This is a genomic window from Allobosea sp. TND4EK4 (assembly GCF_900156025.1).
GTDB lineage: Bacteria > Pseudomonadota > Alphaproteobacteria > Rhizobiales > Beijerinckiaceae > Allobosea.
The window spans coordinates 1-19675 of sequence record NZ_FTMO01000033.1 but is presented as its reverse complement, the minus strand read 5'-3'; the positions used below and the strand labels follow the sequence as shown (position 1 = coordinate 19675).

Sequence of the window (19675 nt, the reverse complement as noted above, 5' to 3'; positions counted from 1 at the left end):
CTCAAGGCGATCTTCGAGGAACGCGGCCTCACCGAAGGCAACACCGGAGAACCCGGCGACTACGTCATCGAAAAGGCCTTCGTCGAGAAGTGAGGCAAGGACTGCACAGCAGCTTCAGGCCTTGTCCAGAAGCCTGAGCGTGCGCGGATCGCGCTCGCGGCCGAAAAAGCCGTCCAGCACCGCCGCATAGACGGGATCGGCCGTCCCGCCGGCGGCCTCGAACAGCGTCATCGAGGAGCGCAGCTTCAGGTCGTCCGGCGAGCCGAAGATCGCGGTTGCGGACCGGCCGCGATGCCCCAGCACCAGCGTGGCGCCGTGGCGCAGGCGCTCCCCGAGCAGCGGGTGGGCGAGATAGGCTTCCGCCTCATCGAGCGAGCCGATGCCGTAGAACAGCGCGGTCGGCGAATGGCCGAGACCCCGCAGTTGCGGGAAGACGAACCACATCCAGTGGCTGCGCTTGGCGCCGGCCGTCAGCTCGGCCTCGACGGCGGGCCAGGCGCCGTCCTGCGCCGTGATGAAGCGCTGGAGATCGAAGGGGTCGAGCATCGTGGCTCCTTTGCGCTGGCCTGCACGCGCGACCATGCTAAGCGGATGCGTGCATTCCGGGAATCCATCGTCATGACCAGGCGCCTTCGCGATTTCGGCCTGAGCTGCGGCATTGTCGAGCCGGGGCCGCTGAACGCCATCACGGATGTTCGCGGCGTCAGGGTGGGCCATTGCACGCTGGAGGAAGGCGATCTCAGGACCGGCTTCACGGCCGTCATGCCGCATGGCGGCAATCTCTTCCGCCGCAAGATGCGGGCCGGCTGCGAGGTCATCAACGGCTTCGGCAAGAGCGCCGGGCTGATGCAGCTCGCCGAGCTCGGCCAGATCGAGACGCCGCTGCTGCTGACCAACACGCTGGCGGTGGGAACCGGCTTCGACGCGCTGGTGAGCCGGGCGCTCGACGCCAATCCCGACATCGGGCGCGAGACCGGCACCGTCAATCCGCTCGTGCTGGAATGCAATGACGGCTTCCTCTCGGACATCCGCGCTCGCGCGCTGACGCAAGCGCACGCCCTCGCCGCGCTCGATGCGGCCGCGGAGGGGCCCGTCGCAGAGGGTGCGGTCGGCGCGGGCACGGGCATGAGCGCCTTCGGCTTCAAGGGCGGGATCGGGACCGCCTCGCGCCGCTTGGCGCTGGACGGGGCGGAGTCCGCGCTCGGGGTGCTGGTGCTGGCGAATTTCGGGACGGCTGGCGACCTCGTCCTGCCGGACGGGCGCCGCCCGATGCCGCCCGAGCTTGAGCCGCAGGTGGAGCGCGGCTCGGTGATCATCGTCATCGCCACCGACGTACCGCTGGAATCGCGCCAGCTCGGGCGCGTCGCGCGGCGCGCCGGCGCGGGCCTCGCCCGCCTCGGCGCCTTCTGGGGCAACGGCAGCGGCGATATCGCGGTGGCGTTCTCGACGGCCGATCCGATCGAGCACGACCAGCCCCGCGATCTTGTCTCCCTCCATGCCCTGAACGAGAACAGGATCGACGTGCTGTTCCGGGCCGCCGCCGAGGCGACGCAGGAAGCCGTGCTCAACGCGATGGTCGCCGCGCCCGCCACGATGGGGCGCGACGGCCATGTTCGGCCGTCATTGGGCGACTGGCTGGCCCGGTCGAACCCTTAGGCCCATTCGCCCTTGCGGAAGACCGGCACGCGGCGGCCGTCCTCGTGGACGCCGTCGATATCGACTTCGCCGGAGCCGATCATCCAGTCGATATGGATCAGGCTCTTGTTGCCGCCCTGCGCCGCGATCTGCTCGGGCGTGAGGCTCGCGCCGTCGACGAAGCACTTCGAATAGCACTGGCCCAGTGCGATGTGGCAGGAGGCGTTCTCGTCGAAGAGCGTGTTGTAGAACAGGATGCCGCTCTTCGAGATCGGCGAGGAATGCGGCACCAGCGCCACCTCGCCCAGGCGACGCGCGCCCTCGTCGGTGTCGAGCACCTTGGTGAGCACGGCCTCGCCGCGCGCGGCCTTGGCCTCGACGATGCGGCCTTCCTCGAAGCGGACCTGGATGCCGTCGATCAGCGAGCCCTGATGCGAGAGCGGCTTGGTGCTCGAGACATGGCCCTCGACGCGACGGGCATGCGGGGTGGTGAAGACCTCCTCGGTCGGGATGTTGGGGTTGCAGACGATGCCGTTCTTGGCCGGCGAGGCGCCGCCCTGCCAGTCATGCCCGTCCGCGAGGCCGATGGTGAGGTCGGTGCCCGGCCCGGTGAAGTGCAGCGCCGCGAAGCGCTGGCCGTTCAGCCAGTCGCGGCGGCTGCGCAGGGCGGCGTTATGGGCTGCCCAGGCGGCGACCGGATCGGCCTCGTTCAGCCGCGAGGCGGCGAAGATCGCCTCCGTCAGCCTGGCGACGGCGACGTCCTCGGCGACATCCGGAAAGACCTGCCGGGCCCAGGCCGGGGTCGGGAAGGCCAGGATGTTCCAGTTGATGTCGAAGCCCGTGATCTTCTCCAGCGCCGGCTGATAGGCCTTCGCATTGGCCTTGGCGGCGCGGCCGACCTTGGCCGGATCCTCGTTGGCCAGCAGCATCGGGTTGTCGCCGACCACCGCCAGGCGAGCCGTATTCTGGGAGAAGGCCTTGGCGACGCCCTCGTAGAGCCAGCCCGGAGCCCTGTCGAAGCTCGCATCCGGCGCATGGCGGTAGCGCGCCAGCGTCACCTCCTCGTCGGAGAGCATCGGCGTGACGATGCCGGCGCCGGCCTTGTAGGCATGGGCCGCAATACGGCGCACCAGCGGCAGCGCCGCGACCGGCGCGGTCAGGAACAGGTCCTGCCCCGGCTGCAGATTGAGGCCGACGCGGATCGCGACCTCGGCCAGCTTGTCGAGCTTGGCGGGATCGATGGCAGGCGGCGGCTGGTGGGCGTTCATGATGCGAGACCTGTCGGATGGGAGAACGCCGTTATAGCTGGCGCAAAATCCGCTTGGGTCAACCCTCGCAAGGCAGCGGTGGAGGCGGTGCGGTGCTTCGCCGGGCACATTCATCCGAGCCGCGGCCCCGCCTCGGTCGCGGAGAAGGGCGAGGGCCTGGGCATCTTGAAGAGACCGAGGCGCCGCAAGGCCCAAAAAGCAAAAAGCGCCGGAAGATCCGACGCTTGCATGCTTCTCAAGCCTTGAGATTGTCTGGAGCGGGCGAAGGGATTCGAACCCTCGACCCCAACCTTGGCAAGGTTGTGCTCTACCCCTGAGCTACACCCGCATCCGAGACAGCCGCGCCGCAGCGCGTGGCCGGGTTTCTGCCCCAAAGCGTCCGGGATGGCAAGCGGCTTGATGAAGTTTTTTTGTCGGCGGTGGAATGGCGGGCGGACCCGCCGCCGCGGCATGGATGCCTAAGGAGGGCATCGCGGCGCTTGCCGGGGATCGGCCGGCGTCCGGCTCCCGGTCTCGCCGCCGGCACTCTTGGAAGTCGGTTTCCCTTTCTGGCTCGATATTCTAGGCAGGCGGTGCAGGGTCGCCGTTGCAGGCGGGCCGAGCGCCGTATCACCAGCCCAACGACTGCCGCGCCATGACAATGCCCGTCACGCCCGACGAACTCTGCGCCCGCCTCGCCGCGAGCGGCATCGCCTTTCACCGCACCGATCATCCCGCCGTCTTCACCGTCGCAGAGACGGCGCCGCATCGCGACCTGATGATCGGGCTGCAGACGAAGAACCTGTTCCTCAAGGACAAGAAGGGCCGGCTCTTCCTGGTTTCGGCGCGGTCGGATGCGCGCATCGATCTCAAGCGCCTGCATGAGCGGATCGGGGCCAGCGGGCGGCTCTCCTTCGGCTCGGCCGAGCTGCTGCTGGAAAAGCTCGGCGTCACGCCGGGCTCGGTCACGGCCTTCGCGGTGGTCAACGACCGTGCCGGCGAGGTCACGATGGTGCTCGACGCGCAGCTGATGACCGGCGAGGAGGTGAATTTCCACCCGCTGGTCAACACCGCCACGCTGAGGGTCCGACGCGACGATCTTCTCGCCTTCCTGCGCGGGACCGGCCATGAGCCCCTGATCGTCGATTTGCCGGTGCCCGCCGATGGACAGAGCGGCTAAAGCTCCCCATCTATGACGCGCGCGCCGAGGCGCGCTGCGACGAAACCCGAGACGGTATCACGAAGGGCGACCCATGCTGGTCAATGGCGAGGCGGCCGGGCAACCCGGCCTGATCAAGGACACCACCACCCAGGGCTTCCGGCAGGACGTCATCGCCGAATCGATGCAGCAGCCCGTGCTGGTCGATTTCTGGGCGCCGTGGTGCGGGCCGTGCAAGCAACTGACGCCCGTCATCGAAAAGGCGGTCAAGGACGCCAAGGGCAAGGTCAAGCTCGTCAAGATGAACATCGACGAGCACCCGCAGATCGCCGGCCAGCTCGGCATCCAGTCGATCCCCGCCGTCATCGCCTTCAGGCAGGGCCAGCCGGTCGACGGGTTCATGGGAGCCCAGCCAGAGAGCCAGGTGAAGGCCTTCATCGAGAAGCTCGCCGGCCCGATGGGGCCGGGCGAGGTCGAGGAGCTGGTCGCGGCCGCTCATGAGGCCCTGCACGCGGGCGACGCAGCCGGCGCGAGCGAGCTCTTCGCCGGAGCGCTGCAGCTCGAGCCTGAGAATCTCGCCGCCATCGCGGGTTTCGCGAAGCTGCATCTCGACAATGGCGACATCGAGGGCGCCAAGGGCATCCTTGCAATGGCGCCGGCGGACAAGGCGCAGGATCCGGCGATCGTCGCCATCCGCGCCGCGATCGAGCTGGCGGAGCAGGCCGCCTCACTGGGTGACACGGCCGAGCTGGAAGCCAAGGTCGCCGCCAACCCAAAGGATCATCAGGCCCGTTTCGATCTGGCCCTGGCGCTCAATGCGCGGGATCGCCGCGACGAGGCGGTCGATCATCTGATCGCCATCATCAAGGCCGACAGAGGCTGGAACGAGGACGGCGCGCGCAAGCAACTCCTCCAGTTCTTCGAGGCCTGGGGGCCGATGGACGAGGCGAGCGTGGGCGGGCGCAGGAAGCTCTCGACCCTGCTGTTCTCCTGAAGGCCGAGGCGCGGAAAGGCGGATGGGCATGAACACGGTCTATGCGGGGCCAGACGATTGCCCGCGCACGGTCCCGCTCTTCCCCCTGAGCGGCGCCCTGCTGCTGCCACGCGGGCAGATGCCGCTCAACATCTTCGAGCCGCGCTATCTTGCCATGGTCGACGATGCGCTGCGCGGCGACCGTGTGATCGGGATGATCCAGCCTGAGCCCGAGGAAGGGCGCCAGTCGCCGGTGCCGGCGCTGCTCAAGGTGGGCTGCCTCGGCCGCATCACGCAATTCGCCGAGACCGGCGACGGGCGGATCATCGTCACGCTGACCGGCATCAGCCGTTTCCGCATCGTCGAGGAACTGGCCGCCACGACCGCCTATCGGCAGGCGCAGGTCGATTGCGAGCCTTTCGCGATCGACTTCGTCGCCCGGGCGGGAGAAGACGAGGTCGACCGCGACGGGCTGCTGAGGACGCTGCGCGACTTCGCCAAGGCCAATGAGCTGAAGATCGACTGGAAGGGCGTCAATGAGGCGCCCAACGAGGCGCTGGTCAACGCGCTGTCGATGATGTGCCCGTTCGGACCGCGCGAGAAGCAGGCGCTGCTGGAGGCGCGCAGCCTGAAGGAACGGGCCGAGGTGCTGGTCGCGATCACCGAGATCGAGCTCGCGCGCAGCGGCGGCGATTCCGACACGACGCTGCAGTGAATCTCTCCCCGTTTCCCTCTCCGCACCGTCATCCCGGGCGACCGAAGGGAGACGCGGGATCCATTGCTGAGCCTCTCAGGACCAGCGTTCCGGATTGGATCCCGGATCTCCGCTTCGCTGTGTCCGGAATGACAGAGCGTCTTGGCCGGGCTGCTGAAACCTCCAAAGGCCGGTGGTGAGATGAACGCGGTCACGGAGACGGCGGCCCTATCGCCTGTCCACTACCCGCCGCCGCGTGCGGTCACGGCGTGGATCTTCTTCGACTGGTCGACGCAGCCCTTCTTCACGCTGATCACCACCTTCGTCTTCGCGCCGTTCTTCGCCTCGGCGCTCGCCGGGAATGCGGCAGAGGGTCAGGCGCTCTGGGGATATGCCACGGGCTTCGCCGGGCTTTGCATCGCCCTGGTCTCGCCGCTGCTCGGCGGCATCGCCGACCGGACGGGGCCGCGCAAGCCCTGGATCGCGGCCTTCGGCGGGCTGCTCGTCATCGGCTCGGCGATGCTGTGGTTCGCGGTTCCGGGTTCCGCCTCGGCGGTGCCGATCGCGCTCGCCGGCTTCATCATCGCCACGATCGGCGCCGAATTCGCCACGACCTTCAACAATGCGATGATGACGCGGCTGGTGCCGCCGGAACGGCTGGGATGGCTCTCCGGCACCGGCTGGGCCGTCGGCTATCTCGGCGGGCTGGTGTCGCTGGCGCTGACGCTCGGCTTGCTTGCCGCCGATCCCCATACCGGAAAGACGCTGGCCGGTATCACGCCGATCCTCGGTCTGGACGCGGCTGCACGCGAGGGCGACCGCTTTTCGGGCCCGCTGACAGCGCTGTGGTTCGTGGTGTTCGTCGCGCCGATGTTCCTGCTGACGCCGGACACGACGCGCACCGGGATGCGCCTCTCCGAAGCCGCGAAAGGCGGCGTCGGCCGCCTGATGGACACGCTGCGGGAATTGCCGCGGCTGCCGTCGCTGGGGCGCTTCCTGCTCGCCAACATGATCTATCAGGATGCGCTGGTGGCGCTGTTCGCCTTCGGCGGGATCTACGCCGCCGGGGTCTTCGGCTGGCAGACGATCGAGCTCGGGGTCTTCGGCATCCTGCTGACCGTCACCGGCACGCTCGGGGCCTGGCTCGGCGGCAAGCTCGACGATGCCATCGGCGGCAAACCCGTGGTGCTCGGCGCCATTGCCTGCCTGCTCTTCGCCTGCCTGGGCATTCTCTCGCTCGGACCCGATCACGTCTTCTTCGTCGTGCCGGCCGACCCACCGGTGCCGGGCGACGGCCTCTTCGGCTCGCTCCCGGAGAAGATCTATCTCGGGCTCGGCCTGCTGATCGGCCTCGTGGCCGGCCCGATGCAGGCGGCCTCGCGCAGCCTGATGGCGCGGCTGGCGCCGGAGGGGCGGATCGGCGAATTCTTCGGCCTGTTTGCTCTATCGGGGAAGGTCACGTCGTTTCTCGGGCCTACGCTGGTGGCGCTGGCGACGACGCTCTTCGCCAGCCAGCGGGCGGGGCTGGCCGTGCTGATCCTGTTCTTCCTCACCGGCGGGGCGCTGCTGGCGGGGGTCAAGGTGAAACGGGCGCCGTAGCGCCCGTTTGGCCCGGCTCGTCATGCCCGGGCTCGACCCGAGCATCCCGGAAACCAGTGCCTCCTTCAGCGTGAGGTTCCCGGGTCGATGCTGCGCATCGCCCGAGAATGACAGCTGTTCAGCGAACCAGGATATTCCGGAACTGCCAGGGGTCGCTGGTATCGATATCCTCGGCGAAGAGGCCGGGGCGGCCCTGGAGCGGGGTCCAGTCGGTGTAATAGCCCTTGACCGGCCCGAGATAGGGCATCTGGATGCCGAGGCAGCGGTCGAGATCCATCTCCTCGACCTCGACGATGCCGGCGCGCGGGTTTTCCAGCGCCCAGACCATCCCGGCGAGCACGGCGGAGGTCACCTGCAGGCCGGTCGCGGTCTGGTAGGGGGCGAGCTTGCGCGCCTCGTCGGTGGAGAGCTGCGAGCCGAACCAGTAGGCGCCCTTCTCATGGCCGTAGAGCAGCACGCCAAGCTCGTCGATGCCGTCGACGACCTCGTTCTCCTCGAGGATGTGGTGCTTGTCCTGCGGCCGGCCGGCATTGCCGAACATCTCATGCAGCGAGAGCACGGCATCGTTGGCCGGATGATAGGCGTAGTGGCAGGTCGGCCGGTAGACCGCCTTTCCGCTCTCGTCGCGCACGGTGAAATAGTCGGCGATCGAGATCGACTCGTTGTGCGTCACCAGGAAGCCGTACTGCGCGCCCGGCGTCGGGCACCAGCTCCTGACCTTGGTCTCGGCGCCGGCCTGGAGCAGGTAGATCGCGGCCTGCGAGCCGGCCTCATGGGTGCGGGCGTTCTCCGGCATCCATTTTTCATGGGTGCCCCAGCCGAGCTCGGCCGGCTGCACGCCCTCGGCGATGAAGCCCTCGACCGACCAGGTGTTGACGAAGACGCCCGGCGGCTTCGGGTTCTTCGAGCGCTGGGTGTCGCGCTCGGCGATGTGGATGCCCTTGACGCCGACGCGCTGCATCAACGCGGCCCATTCCTCGCGGGTCGTCGGCTGGGTTGCGTTGAGGCGCATATCCGCGGCGAGATTGGTCAGGGCCTTTTTCGCGAGCCAGGAGGCCATGCCGGGGTTGGCGCCGCAGCAGGAGACGGCTGTCGGGGTGCCGGCGGGGCGCGCGCGCTTGGCGGCCAGCGTCATTTCGCGCAGCGCGTAGTTCGAGCGCTCGCCCGGGCCCTTGCTCTCGTCGAAATAGAAGCCGAGCCAGGGCTCGTTGACCGTGTCGATATAGAGCGCGCCGAGGCTGGAGCAGAACTCCATGATGTCGCGCGAGCCGGTGTCGCAGGAGAGGTTGACGCAGAAGCCCTGGCCGCCGCCGGCGGTCAGCAGGGGTTTCAGCATCTCCTTGTAGTTCTCGATCGTGACCGCTTCCTGGATGAAGCGGATGCCGCGCTCGTCGAGCAGATGGCGGTTGGAATCGTCGGGGGCGATGACGACGAAACGGCTCTTGTCGAACTTCAGATGCCGTTCGATCAGGGGCAGCGTGCCGCGGCCGATCGAGCCGAAGCCGATCATCACGATCGGGCCGGTGATCTCGCCGTAGACGGGCCAATTCGTCATTCTTCCGAACTCCTGGGTTCTCTGTGAAAAGGGATCAAACGCTCGTATGGGCGCAGAAACGCGCCGTCAACGGCCGAGGCTTTCCTGCGTGACCCGCATGGAAAGCGCCGGGCGGTGACGGCGCGATGACGAGGTGGCGGTCTCAGGCCGCCTGGGCGACCTGGCCGGCCGGGGCGAAGGTGTCCGTCACCGTCTCGCCGGCGGCGGCGAGCACGCCGCGCGCGCCATCGAGCGCGCCATCGCGCAGCTCGATGGCGAGGAAGCGCTCGCGCTCGACGGGGCCAGGCATGGCGAGATCGCGCGTCAGGCCGGCGTCGAAGCCGAAGCGGGCATAATAGGGCGCATCGCCCACGAGGATGACGGCACCATGGCCGCGGCAGGCCGCGCGCCACAGCGCTTCGCGCATCAGCGCCTTGCCGACGCCCTCGCCCTGGAGCTCGGGCTTGACCGCGAGCGGGCCGAGCATCAGGGCGCGCACGCCGCCGGCCTCGACATGCCAGAGGCGAACGCTGCCGACGACCTCGCCGTCACGCTCGGCGGTCAGCGCCAGGCCGCGCGCCGGCAGCCGGCCCTCACGCAGGCGCTCGCTCGACTTGGCGGTGCGGCGCTCGCCGAGGCAGCGGTCCAGCAGCGCCTCGCGGGCGGGAACATCGGCTGCGATCTCGTCGCGGATCTGGATCATGACGCACCTCCGGCCGGTGCGCGCTGCATCAAACAGCCGACCGGCGCCGCGCGGAACACGCGGCCACATCGAACAGGATGGGTGGAAGAGGGTCCGGCGGGAGCCACGCGCGGCGCCTCGATTCGTGAAGCAACCGCAACGCTCCGCCCGTATCCTTCGGGCGGCCTGCCATTTCAGGCAGGGCGCTTCGCCGGACCCGATCTCTCGGGCGCGCCGGCAAGGCGCGCCCTGGATGACGTCAGATGACGTACTGCTTCAGCGGCGGGAAGCCGTTGAAGGCGACGGCCGAATAGGTCGTCGTATAGGCGCCCGTGCCCTCGATCAGCACCTTGTCGCCGATCTCCAGCGAGAAGGGCAGCATGTACGGGGTCTTCTCGTACATGACGTCGACCGAGTCGCAGGTCGGGCCGGCGAGCACGCACGGGACGGTCGCCTCGCCATCGCGCTCGGTGCGGATGGGGTAGCGGATCGCCTCGTCCATGGTCTCGGCGAGACCGTTGAACTTGCCGATGTCGAGATAGACCCAGCGGACCTCGTCCGACTCGGCCTTTTTCGAGATCAGCACGACCTCGGCCTCGATCAGGCCCGCCTCGCCGACCATGCCGCGGCCCGGCTCGATGATCGTCTCGGGGAGCTGGTTGCCGAAATGCTTCGACAGCGCCCGGAAGATCGCGTCGCCATAGGAGGGCACGCCGGGAATCGGCTTCAGGTAGCGCGCCGGGAAGCCGCCGCCGAGATTGACCATCGACAGGGAGATGCCGCGGATGGCGCACTCCTTGAAGATCGCCGAGGCCGAGGCCAGGGCGGAATCCCAGGCGTTCACATTCGCCTGCTGCGAGCCGACATGGAACGAGATGCCATAAGCATGCAGGCCCAGGCGATGGCCGTGCTCGAGCACGTCCGCGGCCATTTCGGGCACGCAGCCGAACTTGCGCGAGAGCGGCCAGTCGGCGCCGGCACCGTCGCAGAGGATGCGGCAGAAGATGCGCGCATCCTTCACGCCGAGCTTGTCCGCCGAGCGGGCGACCTTCTCGACCTCGGCCGTGCAGTCGACGGCGAAGAGGCGCACGCCGAGCTCCATGGCGCGCACGACGTCGCGCTCCTTCTTGATGGTGTTGCCGAAGGAGATCCGGTCGGCGGTGGCACCGGCGGCGAGCGCGAGCTCGATCTCGACGACGGAGGCGCAGTCGAAGCAGGAGCCGAGCTTGGCGAGCAGGGCAAGCACCTCCGGCGCCGGGTTGGCCTTCACCGCGTAGAAGACGCGGGTGTCGGGCAGCGCACGGGCGAAGGCCTTGTAGTTCTCGCGAACCACATCGGTGTCGATGACGACGCACGGGCCGTCGTCGCGGCGGGTGCGCAGGAATTCACGGATACGGTCGGTCATGAGACGCGACTCCCCCGGCGCAAACGGCGCCGATGCGATGTATCGCCGAATGAATCGCAGCCATCGCATGGCGCTGTGGAGACGCCGGCGACAGCGGACGAAACGTCCGGACCCGAAACACCGTTCGATTGGGGAAAACCCCGCACGGCCGGCAATGAAGGACAAGCCTCTTCGGTGTTGGCCTTTGGAGGACCAACGAGACCAAAAAAGCCCGCTCCGTCGTTGCTTTAAGCTGCGTCCCCCGTGGAGATTCGGGGTTCGCCGGTTTTGCCTCCGGCTGCTGGTCTGTGTCGGGGAACGGCTCCCTTGCGGGAACCGGGAAGCGTGATTTGAGGGATGTCCATCCCCTCCATCCGTCTTCCAACCCCTGGCGGCTGTCCGGCCTCTTGTCCGGATGCCCACCGACCAGCACGCGGCCACAGGCACGTGCGAATTGGGTGAACGCGATATACGGACGCCGGTCCCCCACCACAAGAGTTTTGTGAGCCCGAAGACGTTTTTTTTCGCAGGGCCGGTCCAGGCCCCGGCGGCGGCCGGTTAACCAGTGTTAACCTCTTGCCGGCTCAGCTCTATCCGCGCCTTTTGCAGAACCGGATATGGCCGCCGAAAATCGCAGGAACGGGTGCTTCGCGCAGCAGCGGCGTGACCTCGTTCCTGGCGCCAGATTCTCTCCGGGAGAGGGCCGTCGGCTGGGTTGGTCCGGGTGTCGCCGGGTTGCGAACTCTTCATCCATTCTCAATCGCACTGCCCTAGACCGGCCCCATTCAATGGCCTTAAGTCGCCGCAGCGGCAGGCGTTTCAGCCGCAGCGAGCGCGAGACGACGGATTGACGATGACGATGCTGGACCGCCGCCATTTCCTGGGCGGGCTTTCCGCTACGCTTATGCTCTCGGCAGCGCCGTCCGCCCTGCTGGCGCAGCAGCCGCAGACCCAGGCGCCGCCCGTCCCGGCGCCGCCGCAGCCGCGCTTCGGCTTCGAGGATGTGCAGCGGCGCGCCCGGGAGGTGTCCATGGTGCCCTTCGAGGCGCCTCCGATGCAGCCCGAGGCACTGGCGAAGCTCGATTACGATTCCTGGCGGGACATCCGCTTCCGCCCGGACCGGGCCCTTCTTGCCCAGAACGGCTCTCCCTTCCGGATGCAGATGTTCCATCCCGGCTTCCTGTTCACGCGTCCGGTGACGGTGAACGTGGTGCGCGACGGCGTGCCGACGCCGGTTCCCTATTCGGCCAATCTGTTCGACTACGGCAAGGTCAGGTTCGACAAGCCGCTGCCGGTCAATCTCGGCTTCGCGGGCTTTCGGCTGCATTATCCGCTGAACGATCCGCGCGTCCTCGACGAGCTGATCTCCTTCATCGGGGCGAGCTATTTCCGCGTGCTGGGCCGCGACCAGCGCTATGGGCTTTCGGCGCGCGGGCTTTCGATCGGCGCCGGGACGGCGAGCGAGGAGTTCCCGATCTTCCGCGAGTTCTGGGTCGAGGCCCCCACCGCGGCCGCCGAGCGGGTGGTGATCTATGCGCTGCTGGACTCGCCGTCGCTGTCGGGCGCCTATCGCTTCACCATCTACCCGGATGCGGACACCGTGGTCGATGTCTACGCTACGCTGTTCCCGCGCAAGCCGGTCGAGAAGCTGGGGCTGGCGCCGCTGACCTCGATGTTCTTCACCGGCGAGAATGATCGCCGCTTCTTCGACGACTACCGCACCGAACTGCATGATTCCGACGGGCTGATGGTGCATTCGGGCACCGGCGAGTGGATCTGGCGACCGCTGCGCAATCCCCGGCAGCAGGCGGTCTCCTCCTTCGTCGAGCGCAATGTGCGGGGCTTCGGCCTGATGCAGCGCGACCGCACCTTCGAGCATTACCAGGACCTCGACCTCGCCTATGAGCTGCGTCCGTCCTACTGGATCGAGCCGCAGGGCGATTGGGGCGAGGGCGTCGTCGAACTGGTCGAGATGCCGACCACCGATGAGACCAACGACAACATCGTCGCGCTCTGGCAGCCGAAGGCGCCGCTCGAGCCCGGCAAGGAGTTCTCCTTCGCCTACAAGCTGACTGCGATGCTCGATTCGGGCGATCTGCATCCGGGCGGGCGCGTCACCAACACCTATCAGGCGCGGCCCAAGGCGCTGGGTTCCGGCGAGCCCGTCACCAACGGGGCCCGGCGCTTCATCATCGATTTCGCCGGCGGCGATCTCGACTACTATCTGAAGCAGCCGGAGAAGGTGGAGATCGTGCCCTCGATCGCCTATGGCCGGATCGACCGTGCCTTCATCGTGCCGAATCCCAAGACACAGGGCTTCCGTGCCTTCCTCGATATCGTCGTCGAACCGGGCCAGCTGGCGGAGATGCGCGCCTTCCTCAGGAGCGGCAACAAGACGCTGACGGAAACCTGGAGCTATCCCTGGCGTTCGGAAGCGCAAGGATAGCGCAGGAGAGCACGCCGTGGATGTCGTCGAGAGGCCCGAGCAGAACCGCTTCGAACTTGCCCTCGACGGCGGCACGGCGTTTGTCGCCTATCAGCGGGACGGCAGCCGGCTGGTGCTCGTCCATACCGAGGTGCCGGACGCGCTCTCGGGCCAGGGGCTCGGCTCGCGGCTGGCGAAAGGCGTGTTCGAGCTCATCCGGGCGAGCGGGCGCAAGGCGGTGCTGCGCTGTCCGTTCCTCGAGGCCTGGGCGGCGAAGCATCCCGGCTATGCCGACATCGTCGACAGCTGAAGCAAGGAGACGATCATGGGATTGCTCGTCGAGGGCCGCTGGCAGGACCAGTGGTACGACACCGAGAAGAGCGGCGGGCGCTTCGAGCGCTCGCAGAGCGCCTTCCGCAATTGGGTGACCGCGGATGGCGCGCCCGGGCCAGGCGGCGAGGGCGGCTTCAAGGCCGAGCCCGGCCGCTACCATCTCTATGTCTCGCTCGCCTGCCCCTGGGCGCACCGCACCCTGATCTTCCGCCGGCTCAAGGGGCTGGAGAGCATGATCTCGCTCTCCGTCGTGCACTGGTTGATGGCGGAGAATGGCTGGACCTTCGCCGACGGCGAGGGCGTGATTCCCGACCCGATCGGCCATGCACGCTATCTGCACGAGGTCTACACGACGGCCGACCCCCACTATAACGGCCGCGTCACCGTGCCGGTGCTCTGGGACAAGCAGCGGGGCACGATCGTCAGCAACGAATCGGCGGAGATCATCCGCATGCTGAACGCGGCCTTCGACGGCGTCGGTGCGAAGGAGGGCGACTTCTACCCGGCCGAGCTGCGCGAGGAGATCGACGCGCTGAACGAGCGCATCTACGACAGCGTCAACAACGGTGTGTACAAGGCCGGCTTCGCCACGACGCAGGAGGCCTATGAGGAGGCCGTCGCCCCGTTGTTCGAGACGCTGGACTGGCTGGAGGAGCGGCTCGGTTCACGCCGCTATCTGACCGGCGAGCGGCTGACGGAAGCCGACTGGCGCCTGTTCACCACGCTGATCCGGTTCGACCCGGTCTATGTCGGGCACTTCAAGTGCAACATCCGCCGCATCGCCGACTACCCGCGGCTCTCAGCCTATCTGCGCGCACTTTACAACGTCGAGGGCGTGGCCGGGACGGTGAACTTCGATCACATCAAGCGGCACTACTACCAGAGCCACCGCAACATCAACCCGACGGGAATCGTGCCGGTCGGGCCGGACATGAAAGCGCTGCTGGAGGGTTGAGGCCGCTCTTCTACCGGCGCGGTTTGCGCCCCACGGGCTTCTTGCGTCCGTAGAGTTCGAGCTTGTGACGCACCAGCTCGTAGCCGAGCTCCGCGGCGATGCGGCGCTGCAGCTCCTCGATCGCATCCGAGGAGAACTCGATCACGTCGCCGGTGTCGATGTCGATCAGGTGGTCGTGGTGGTCCTGGCTGGTGTGCTCGTAGCGCGAGATTCCGTCCTCGAAGGCGTGACGCTCGATCGCGCCACGCGATTCGAGCACCTTCATCGTGCGGTAGACCGTCGACAGCGACAGCGTCGGGTCCTGCGCGAACGCCCGGGTGAAGATGCCCTTGGCATCGGGATGGTCGTCGGCTTCGGCCAGCACGCGCAGGATCAGGCGGCGCTGCTGCGTCATGCGCAGGCCCGCTCCCTTGAGCTGTCCTTCGAAGGCGGCCACCCGCCGGTCCGTCTCGGTCATGAGCCGGACATAACGCGATCTCGCGCTTTTGCAAAATCGCGTTGTTGATCCTCAGAAGCAATATCAAGTCAAGATGCAAATGCATCTGGATAGCATGTGCATCTTGCCTGGGATCGCCGCCGCTCAGGCGACGTTTTCGACGGCCATGGCCGGCGCGACCTCCGCCAGTATCGAGAAGGAGCGCTTGCGCTTCTCGTGGTCGAAGATCGGCGCCGTCACCATGACCTCGTCGGACCTGGTCTCGCGGATGAAGGCGGCGAGCTTGCGCTCGACAGTCCGGGGCGAGCCGATGATGGCGTAGCGCAGCATCTGGGAGACATGCGCCTTCTCCGCAGGGGTCCAATAGGTCTCGATATCGTCGATCGGCGGCTGCAGCTTGCCGCGCGCGCCGCGGACCATGCCGACGAAACGCTGCTGCAGGGAGGTGGCGAGATGGGCGGCTTCCTCGTCGGTGTCGGCTGCGATCACGTTGATGCCGGGCATGGCGTGCGGGGCCGCGAGCTGCTCGGACGGCTTGAAGCGCGCGCGGTAGATCTCGAGCGCCTGCATCAGCGCATCGGGTGCGAAATGCGAGGCGAAGGAATAGGGCAGGCCGAGTTCCGCTGCGAGCTGCGCGCCGAAGAGGCTGGAGCCCAGGATCCAGAGCGGCACGTTGGAGCCCTCTCCGGGGACGGCGCGGATCGCCTGGTTGGGCCCGGCGGGGGCGAGCAGGGCCTGCAGCTCCAGCACGTCCTGCGGGAAGCTGTCGGAGGCCATCGGGCTTCGGCGCAAGGCGCGCAGCGTCATCTGGTCGGTGCCGGGCGCGCGGCCGAGGCCGAGGTCGATGCGGCCGGGAAACAGGGCATCGAGGGTGCCGAACTGCTCGGCGATCACCAGCGGGGAGTGGTTCGGCAGCATGATGCCGCCCGAGCCGACACGCATGGTCTTCGTCGCCGCGGCGAGCTGGCCGATGACCACCGAGGTCGCCGCGCTGGCGATGCCGACCATGTTGTGGTGCTCTGCGACCCAGTAGCGGGTGAAGCCGAGCGACTCGGCATGTCGCGCGAGATCGATCGATTTCAGCAGCGCTTCGCGGGGACCCTCCCCTTCGACGACGGGGACGAGATCGAGAACCGAGAGGGCGACCATGGCGGACTTTCCGGCTGGCGCCGCAATCGGGCGCAAGAGCTTCAATCCGACCAGATGGGAAGCCTGCCCCCGACGGTCCAGTCCCGCTCCTGCGCGCTCATGGCGCGCCTGTGCCGGGGGCATGGCGGAACGAGGTCGGCCGCACCGCGTTGATCGGGCTGAAGCCGCGCCCCGGCGCGGCACCGATCAGGGGGATCAAGCGATGACCGAGACTGCCAATCCGGCCAAGGAAAGCCTGAAGAAGGAACAGCGGGAGCAGCGCGAGACCGAGCGCAAGCTCGGCAAGGACGGCCTGCTCGAAAAGGCGCTGAAGGACACCTTCCCCGCCAGCGATCCCGTGGCCGCCCAGGCGCCGACGACATCCGGCGCCAAGGACGATGAGCGCTGAGCCTCAGTCGCGCTGGTAGAGCAGCCGCGCGCGGATGGTGCCTTCCATCGCACGGATTTCGCGCAGCACGTCGCGCGCCTCCGCGCTGGAAAGCCCGTCCGCCTCGATCACGGCGTAACCGACCTCGCCATCCGTGTGGTAGTTCTGGGCGGCGATGTTGACCTGGCGGTTGGCGAAGACGTCGTTCAGCCGGCGCAGCATGCCCGGCACGTTGCGCTGGACATGGATGAAGCGCGTCCCGCTGCTGCGGACGGGAATCTGCACCTGCGGGAAATTAACCGCTCCGACCGTCGAGCCGACATCGGAATAATCGACCAGCTTGCGCGCCACTTCCGCGCCGATGCGCTCCTGCGCCTCTTCGGTCGAGCCGCCGACATGCGGGGTCAGGATGACGTTCGGCAGGCCCTGCAGCGGCGTGACGAAGCGTTCCGCGTTCGAGGCGGGCTCGACCGGGAAGACATCGACGGCGGCGCCGGCGATGCGGCCGTCCTTCAGCGCGGCGGCGAGTGCGTCGAGATCGAGCACCGTGCCGCGGGAATTGTTGATCAAATAGGCGCCCGGCTTCATCCGCCCGATCTGGGCGGCGCCGATCATCCCGGCCGTCTGCGGCGTCTCGGGAACATGCAGCGAGACGATGTCGGCCTGGGCCAACAGGGTGTCGAGGCTGTCGACCGGCTCGGTGTTGCCGTGGCGCAGGCGGTCGGTATGGTCGTAATAGATCACGCGCATGCCCATCGCCTCGGCGAGAGTCGAGAGCTGGCTGCCGATATTGCCGTAGCCGACGATGCCGAGCGTCTTGCCGCGGACCTCGAAGGAGCCGTTGGCGGATTTGTCCCAGCCACCGTCATGGGCCGAGCGGGAGCGGTCGGGGATGCGGCGCAGCAGCATGACGATCTCGCCGATGGTCAGTTCGGCCACGCTGCGGGTGTTGGAGAAGGGCGCGTTGAAGACCGGCACGCCGCGGTGGCGCGCCGCCTCCAGATCGACCTGGTTGGTGCCGACCGAGAAGCATCCGACCGCGAAAAGCCTGTCCGCCGCGGCGAAGACGTCCGGCGTCAGCTGGGTGCGCGAGCGGATGCCGAGGACGTGGACACCCTGGATCTTCTCGATCAGCGCGGCGTTGTCGAGCGCCTTGGGCAGGCGTTCCATGTTGGAGTAACCGGCCTGCCTCAGCAGGTCGGCGGCGGAATCGTTGATGCCTTCCAGCAGCAGGACCTTGATGCGATCCTTGGGCAGGGACAGGCGGTCGGCGGCTGTGGTCATGGCGGTCACGCTGGTGAAGGAGCGGCTGCTATAGTCTCCACCGCGCCGAAGGCCAATGCTTCAGATGCAAGGCTGCGCCACCGAGCATCGCACCGGATGCAAAAGCCGCATGCCGCGCCGCCTACGCCTTCTCGACGACCAGCGTGGCTCCATCGACCCGCAGGACGCGGACCTCGCTGCCGGCGAGCAGTTCCGGGCCCGTGACGCGCCAGGACGAATCGCCGACGCGGATGCGGCCCTCGCCGCCGATCATCGTCGCCTCCAGCCGGAAGACCTTGCCGACGAGCTGGCGGCCGCGGTCGTTGAGGCCGGTGGCGGCGTCCGGCTCCTCAGCGCGGTGCCGTGTCAGCAGGCGTCCGGCGACCACGCACAGCACCGCGAGAACGGCGAAGGCGATCGCGGCCGATTGCCAACCCAGGCCGATGAGGCCGACGAGCGCGCCGGTGAGAAGCGCCGCAAGACCCAGCCAGATCAGGAAGATGCCCGGCGCGAGCATCTCGCCGCCGATCAGGACCAGACCGAGGATCGCCCAGTGCCAGCCATTATGGGAGGTGAACCATTCGGGCATCGCAGGCCTCGCCTCAGCGATCGGAGCGGCCGGTGGCCGGCACCGCGCCCGGGGCACGCCGGCTGGCCTGCGCCTCATCGCCGAACACCGCCTTGGTGAGCTGGGCGATGCCGCCGACCGTGCCGGCCAGAGCTGCCGCCTCGATCGGCACGATCACGACCTTGCTGTTGTTGCTGGACGCGATCGCCTTCAGCGCATCGGTGTAGCGCTCGGCGATCAGGAAGTTCGCAGCCTGGATATCGCCCTTGCCGATAGCCTCGGAGACCATGGCGGTCGCGGCGGCTTCCGCCTGCGCCAGCCGCTCGCGCGCCTCGGCATCGCGCAGCGCCGATTCCTTGCGGCCCTCCGCGGCGAGGATCTGCGACTGCTTCTGGCCCTCGGCCTTGAGGATTTCGGCCTGGCGCAGGCCCTCGGCTTCCAGGATCGCGGCGCGCTTCTCGCGCTCTGCCTTCATCTGGCGGTTCATCGCCCCGGCGATGTCGGCCGGCGGCAGGATGTCGCGGATCTCGATGCGGGTGACCTTGACGCCCCAGGGCGAGGCGGCGGCATCCATGACGCGCAGCAGCCGCTCGTTGATCTCGTCGCGATGGGAGAGAAGCTGGTCGAGGTCCATCGAGCCGACGACGGTGCGGATATTGGTCATGGTCAGGACCATCAGCGCGTCATTGAGCGAGGACACCTCGTAGCAGGCCTTGGCGGCGTCGAGGACCGAATAGAAGGCGGCCGCGTCGATGCGCACGCCGGCATTGTCCTTGGTGATCGCCTCCTGGGAGGGAATGTCGAGCACCTGCTCCATGACATTCACCTTGTGCCCGATGCGGTCGATATAGGGCACGATCAGGCCGAGGCCGGCACTGAGCGTGCGCGAATAGCGGCCGAAACGCTCGACCGTGTAGTTGTAGCCCTGCGGCACGGTGCGGACGCCGCGTGCGATCGTCAGCACGACCAGTGCCACCACGACGATGACCGCGATATTGGAGGCCGACAGTTCCATTGCGCTTCCTCACATGGCCTCACCTCGGCCTCTCAGCAGTGGTCAGACTGGCCATTGCGGCGGACGGATGCAAGCGTCGTGGAGCAAGCGCCTTCGCCGCCCGCGCCGGTGGCGCGTTCGTCGAGGATGAGGGGCAGCGGAGCGCCGCGAGGCGCAGGGGTATCGGGCCGCTTCCATTGAGCCAGGATGCGGCGCGGAGGGATTGAGCCACCCTCCGCACGCCCCGTGGCGCTCCGCTTCCGGCGATTTTCAAGCCA

General features: G+C 67.8%; 19 protein-coding genes, 1 tRNA gene and 1 pseudogene. 10 read left to right on the top strand and 11 right to left on the bottom strand.

Annotated elements, in window-relative coordinates; all coding sequences use genetic code 11:
• Positions 1 to 93, top strand: a pseudogene (locus tag BW981_RS22805) (ferredoxin--NADP reductase); the annotation flags it as partial.
• A gap of 21 nt (positions 94 to 114) precedes the next feature.
• Here BW981_RS22805 and BW981_RS21490 read toward each other — a convergent pair.
• Complete coding sequence (locus BW981_RS21490; RefSeq protein WP_076442950.1) at positions 115 to 546, bottom strand: DUF1810 domain-containing protein; 432 nt, start codon at positions 544 to 546, stop codon at positions 115 to 117.
• 72 nt (positions 547 to 618) lie between these two features.
• Here BW981_RS21490 and BW981_RS21485 point away from each other — a divergent pair, with 72 nt between their 5' ends.
• Complete coding sequence (locus BW981_RS21485) at positions 619 to 1656, top strand: DmpA family aminopeptidase (RefSeq protein ID WP_076442948.1); 1038 nt, start codon at positions 619 to 621, stop codon at positions 1654 to 1656.
• Here BW981_RS21485 and BW981_RS21480 read toward each other — a convergent pair.
• Together BW981_RS21480 and BW981_RS21475 are read right to left on the bottom strand one after the other, a co-directional pair.
• Positions 1653 to 2903, bottom strand: a complete 1251-nt coding sequence (locus BW981_RS21480) for an aminopeptidase (RefSeq protein ID WP_076442946.1) — start codon at positions 2901 to 2903, stop codon at positions 1653 to 1655. The genes BW981_RS21485 and BW981_RS21480 overlap by 4 nt on opposite strands.
• A 253-nt stretch (positions 2904 to 3156) precedes the next feature.
• Positions 3157 to 3231: transfer RNA gene (locus tag BW981_RS21475), tRNA-Gly, on the bottom strand.
• 312 nt (positions 3232 to 3543) lie between these two features.
• On the opposite strand from BW981_RS21475, the gene BW981_RS21470 reads away from it, so the two are divergent.
• The 4 genes from BW981_RS21470 (at position 3544) to BW981_RS21455 (ending at position 7307) form a co-directional block, all read left to right on the top strand.
• Complete coding sequence (locus tag BW981_RS21470) at positions 3544 to 4062, top strand: prolyl-tRNA synthetase associated domain-containing protein (RefSeq protein ID WP_076442944.1); 519 nt, start codon at positions 3544 to 3546, stop codon at positions 4060 to 4062.
• A gap of 73 nt (positions 4063 to 4135) precedes the next feature.
• Positions 4136 to 5035, top strand: coding sequence for a thioredoxin (gene trxA, locus BW981_RS21465; protein WP_076442942.1), 900 nt, complete (start codon positions 4136 to 4138; stop codon positions 5033 to 5035).
• Between the two features lie 22 nt (positions 5036 to 5057).
• Complete coding sequence (locus BW981_RS21460) at positions 5058 to 5729, top strand: LON peptidase substrate-binding domain-containing protein (protein WP_076442940.1); 672 nt, start codon at positions 5058 to 5060, stop codon at positions 5727 to 5729.
• A gap of 180 nt (positions 5730 to 5909) precedes the next feature.
• Positions 5910 to 7307, top strand: a complete 1398-nt coding sequence (locus tag BW981_RS21455; protein WP_076442938.1) for an MFS transporter — start codon at positions 5910 to 5912, stop codon at positions 7305 to 7307.
• A gap of 118 nt (positions 7308 to 7425) precedes the next feature.
• On the opposite strand, the gene BW981_RS21450 is transcribed toward BW981_RS21455, so the two are convergent.
• From BW981_RS21450 to BW981_RS21440, 3 genes are all read right to left on the bottom strand, one after another.
• Positions 7426 to 8862 (bottom strand): homospermidine synthase, encoded by a 1437-nt coding sequence (locus BW981_RS21450; RefSeq protein WP_076442936.1) that lies wholly within the window; start codon positions 8860 to 8862, stop codon positions 7426 to 7428.
• 142 nt (positions 8863 to 9004) lie between these two features.
• Complete coding sequence (locus BW981_RS21445) at positions 9005 to 9544, bottom strand: GNAT family N-acetyltransferase (protein WP_076442934.1); 540 nt, start codon at positions 9542 to 9544, stop codon at positions 9005 to 9007.
• 238 nt (positions 9545 to 9782) lie between these two features.
• Positions 9783 to 10928, bottom strand: a complete 1146-nt coding sequence (locus BW981_RS21440) for a type III PLP-dependent enzyme (RefSeq protein ID WP_076442933.1) — start codon at positions 10926 to 10928, stop codon at positions 9783 to 9785.
• 832 nt (positions 10929 to 11760) lie between these two features.
• Here BW981_RS21440 and BW981_RS21435 point away from each other — a divergent pair.
• The 3 genes from BW981_RS21435 to BW981_RS21425 are packed head-to-tail and all read left to right on the top strand — an operon-like array spanning position 11761 to position 14620.
• Entirely contained in the window at positions 11761 to 13353 is a 1593-nt protein-coding gene (locus BW981_RS21435; protein ID WP_076442931.1) for an OpgD/OpgG family glucan biosynthesis protein, read from the top strand.
• 16 nt (positions 13354 to 13369) lie between these two features.
• Positions 13370 to 13642, top strand: a complete 273-nt coding sequence (locus tag BW981_RS21430; RefSeq protein WP_076442928.1) for a GNAT family N-acetyltransferase — start codon at positions 13370 to 13372, stop codon at positions 13640 to 13642.
• Positions 13643 to 13657: 15 nt separating this feature from the next.
• Entirely contained in the window at positions 13658 to 14620 is a 963-nt protein-coding gene (locus BW981_RS21425) for a glutathione S-transferase family protein (protein ID WP_076442926.1), read from the top strand.
• Between the two features lie 10 nt (positions 14621 to 14630).
• On the opposite strand, the gene BW981_RS21420 is transcribed toward BW981_RS21425, so the two are convergent.
• Both BW981_RS21420 and BW981_RS21415 read right to left on the bottom strand, forming a co-directional pair.
• On the bottom strand, positions 14631 to 15077 hold the full coding sequence (locus BW981_RS21420; protein WP_076442924.1) for a Fur family transcriptional regulator: 447 nt from the start codon (positions 15075 to 15077) through the stop codon (positions 14631 to 14633).
• Between the two features lie 123 nt (positions 15078 to 15200).
• Positions 15201 to 16205 carry an LLM class flavin-dependent oxidoreductase gene (locus tag BW981_RS21415; RefSeq protein WP_076442922.1) on the bottom strand — a complete coding sequence of 335 codons (1005 nt, stop codon included), beginning with the start codon at positions 16203 to 16205 and terminating at the stop codon, positions 15201 to 15203.
• A gap of 202 nt (positions 16206 to 16407) precedes the next feature.
• On the opposite strand from BW981_RS21415, the gene BW981_RS21410 reads away from it, so the two are divergent.
• On the top strand, positions 16408 to 16593 hold the full coding sequence (locus BW981_RS21410) for a hypothetical protein (protein WP_076442920.1): 186 nt from the start codon (positions 16408 to 16410) through the stop codon (positions 16591 to 16593).
• Positions 16594 to 16596: 3 nt separating this feature from the next.
• On the opposite strand, the gene serA is transcribed toward BW981_RS21410, so the two are convergent.
• The 3 genes from serA to BW981_RS21395 form a co-directional block, all read right to left on the bottom strand.
• Positions 16597 to 17856, bottom strand: coding sequence for a phosphoglycerate dehydrogenase (gene serA / locus BW981_RS21405; RefSeq protein ID WP_076442919.1), 1260 nt, complete (start codon positions 17854 to 17856; stop codon positions 16597 to 16599).
• Positions 17857 to 17977: 121 nt separating this feature from the next.
• Positions 17978 to 18424, bottom strand: coding sequence for an NfeD family protein (locus BW981_RS21400; RefSeq protein WP_076442917.1), 447 nt, complete (start codon positions 18422 to 18424; stop codon positions 17978 to 17980).
• A gap of 13 nt (positions 18425 to 18437) precedes the next feature.
• Positions 18438 to 19418, bottom strand: coding sequence for an SPFH domain-containing protein (locus tag BW981_RS21395; RefSeq protein WP_076442915.1), 981 nt, complete (start codon positions 19416 to 19418; stop codon positions 18438 to 18440).
• Positions 19419 to 19675 lie beyond the last annotated feature (257 nt).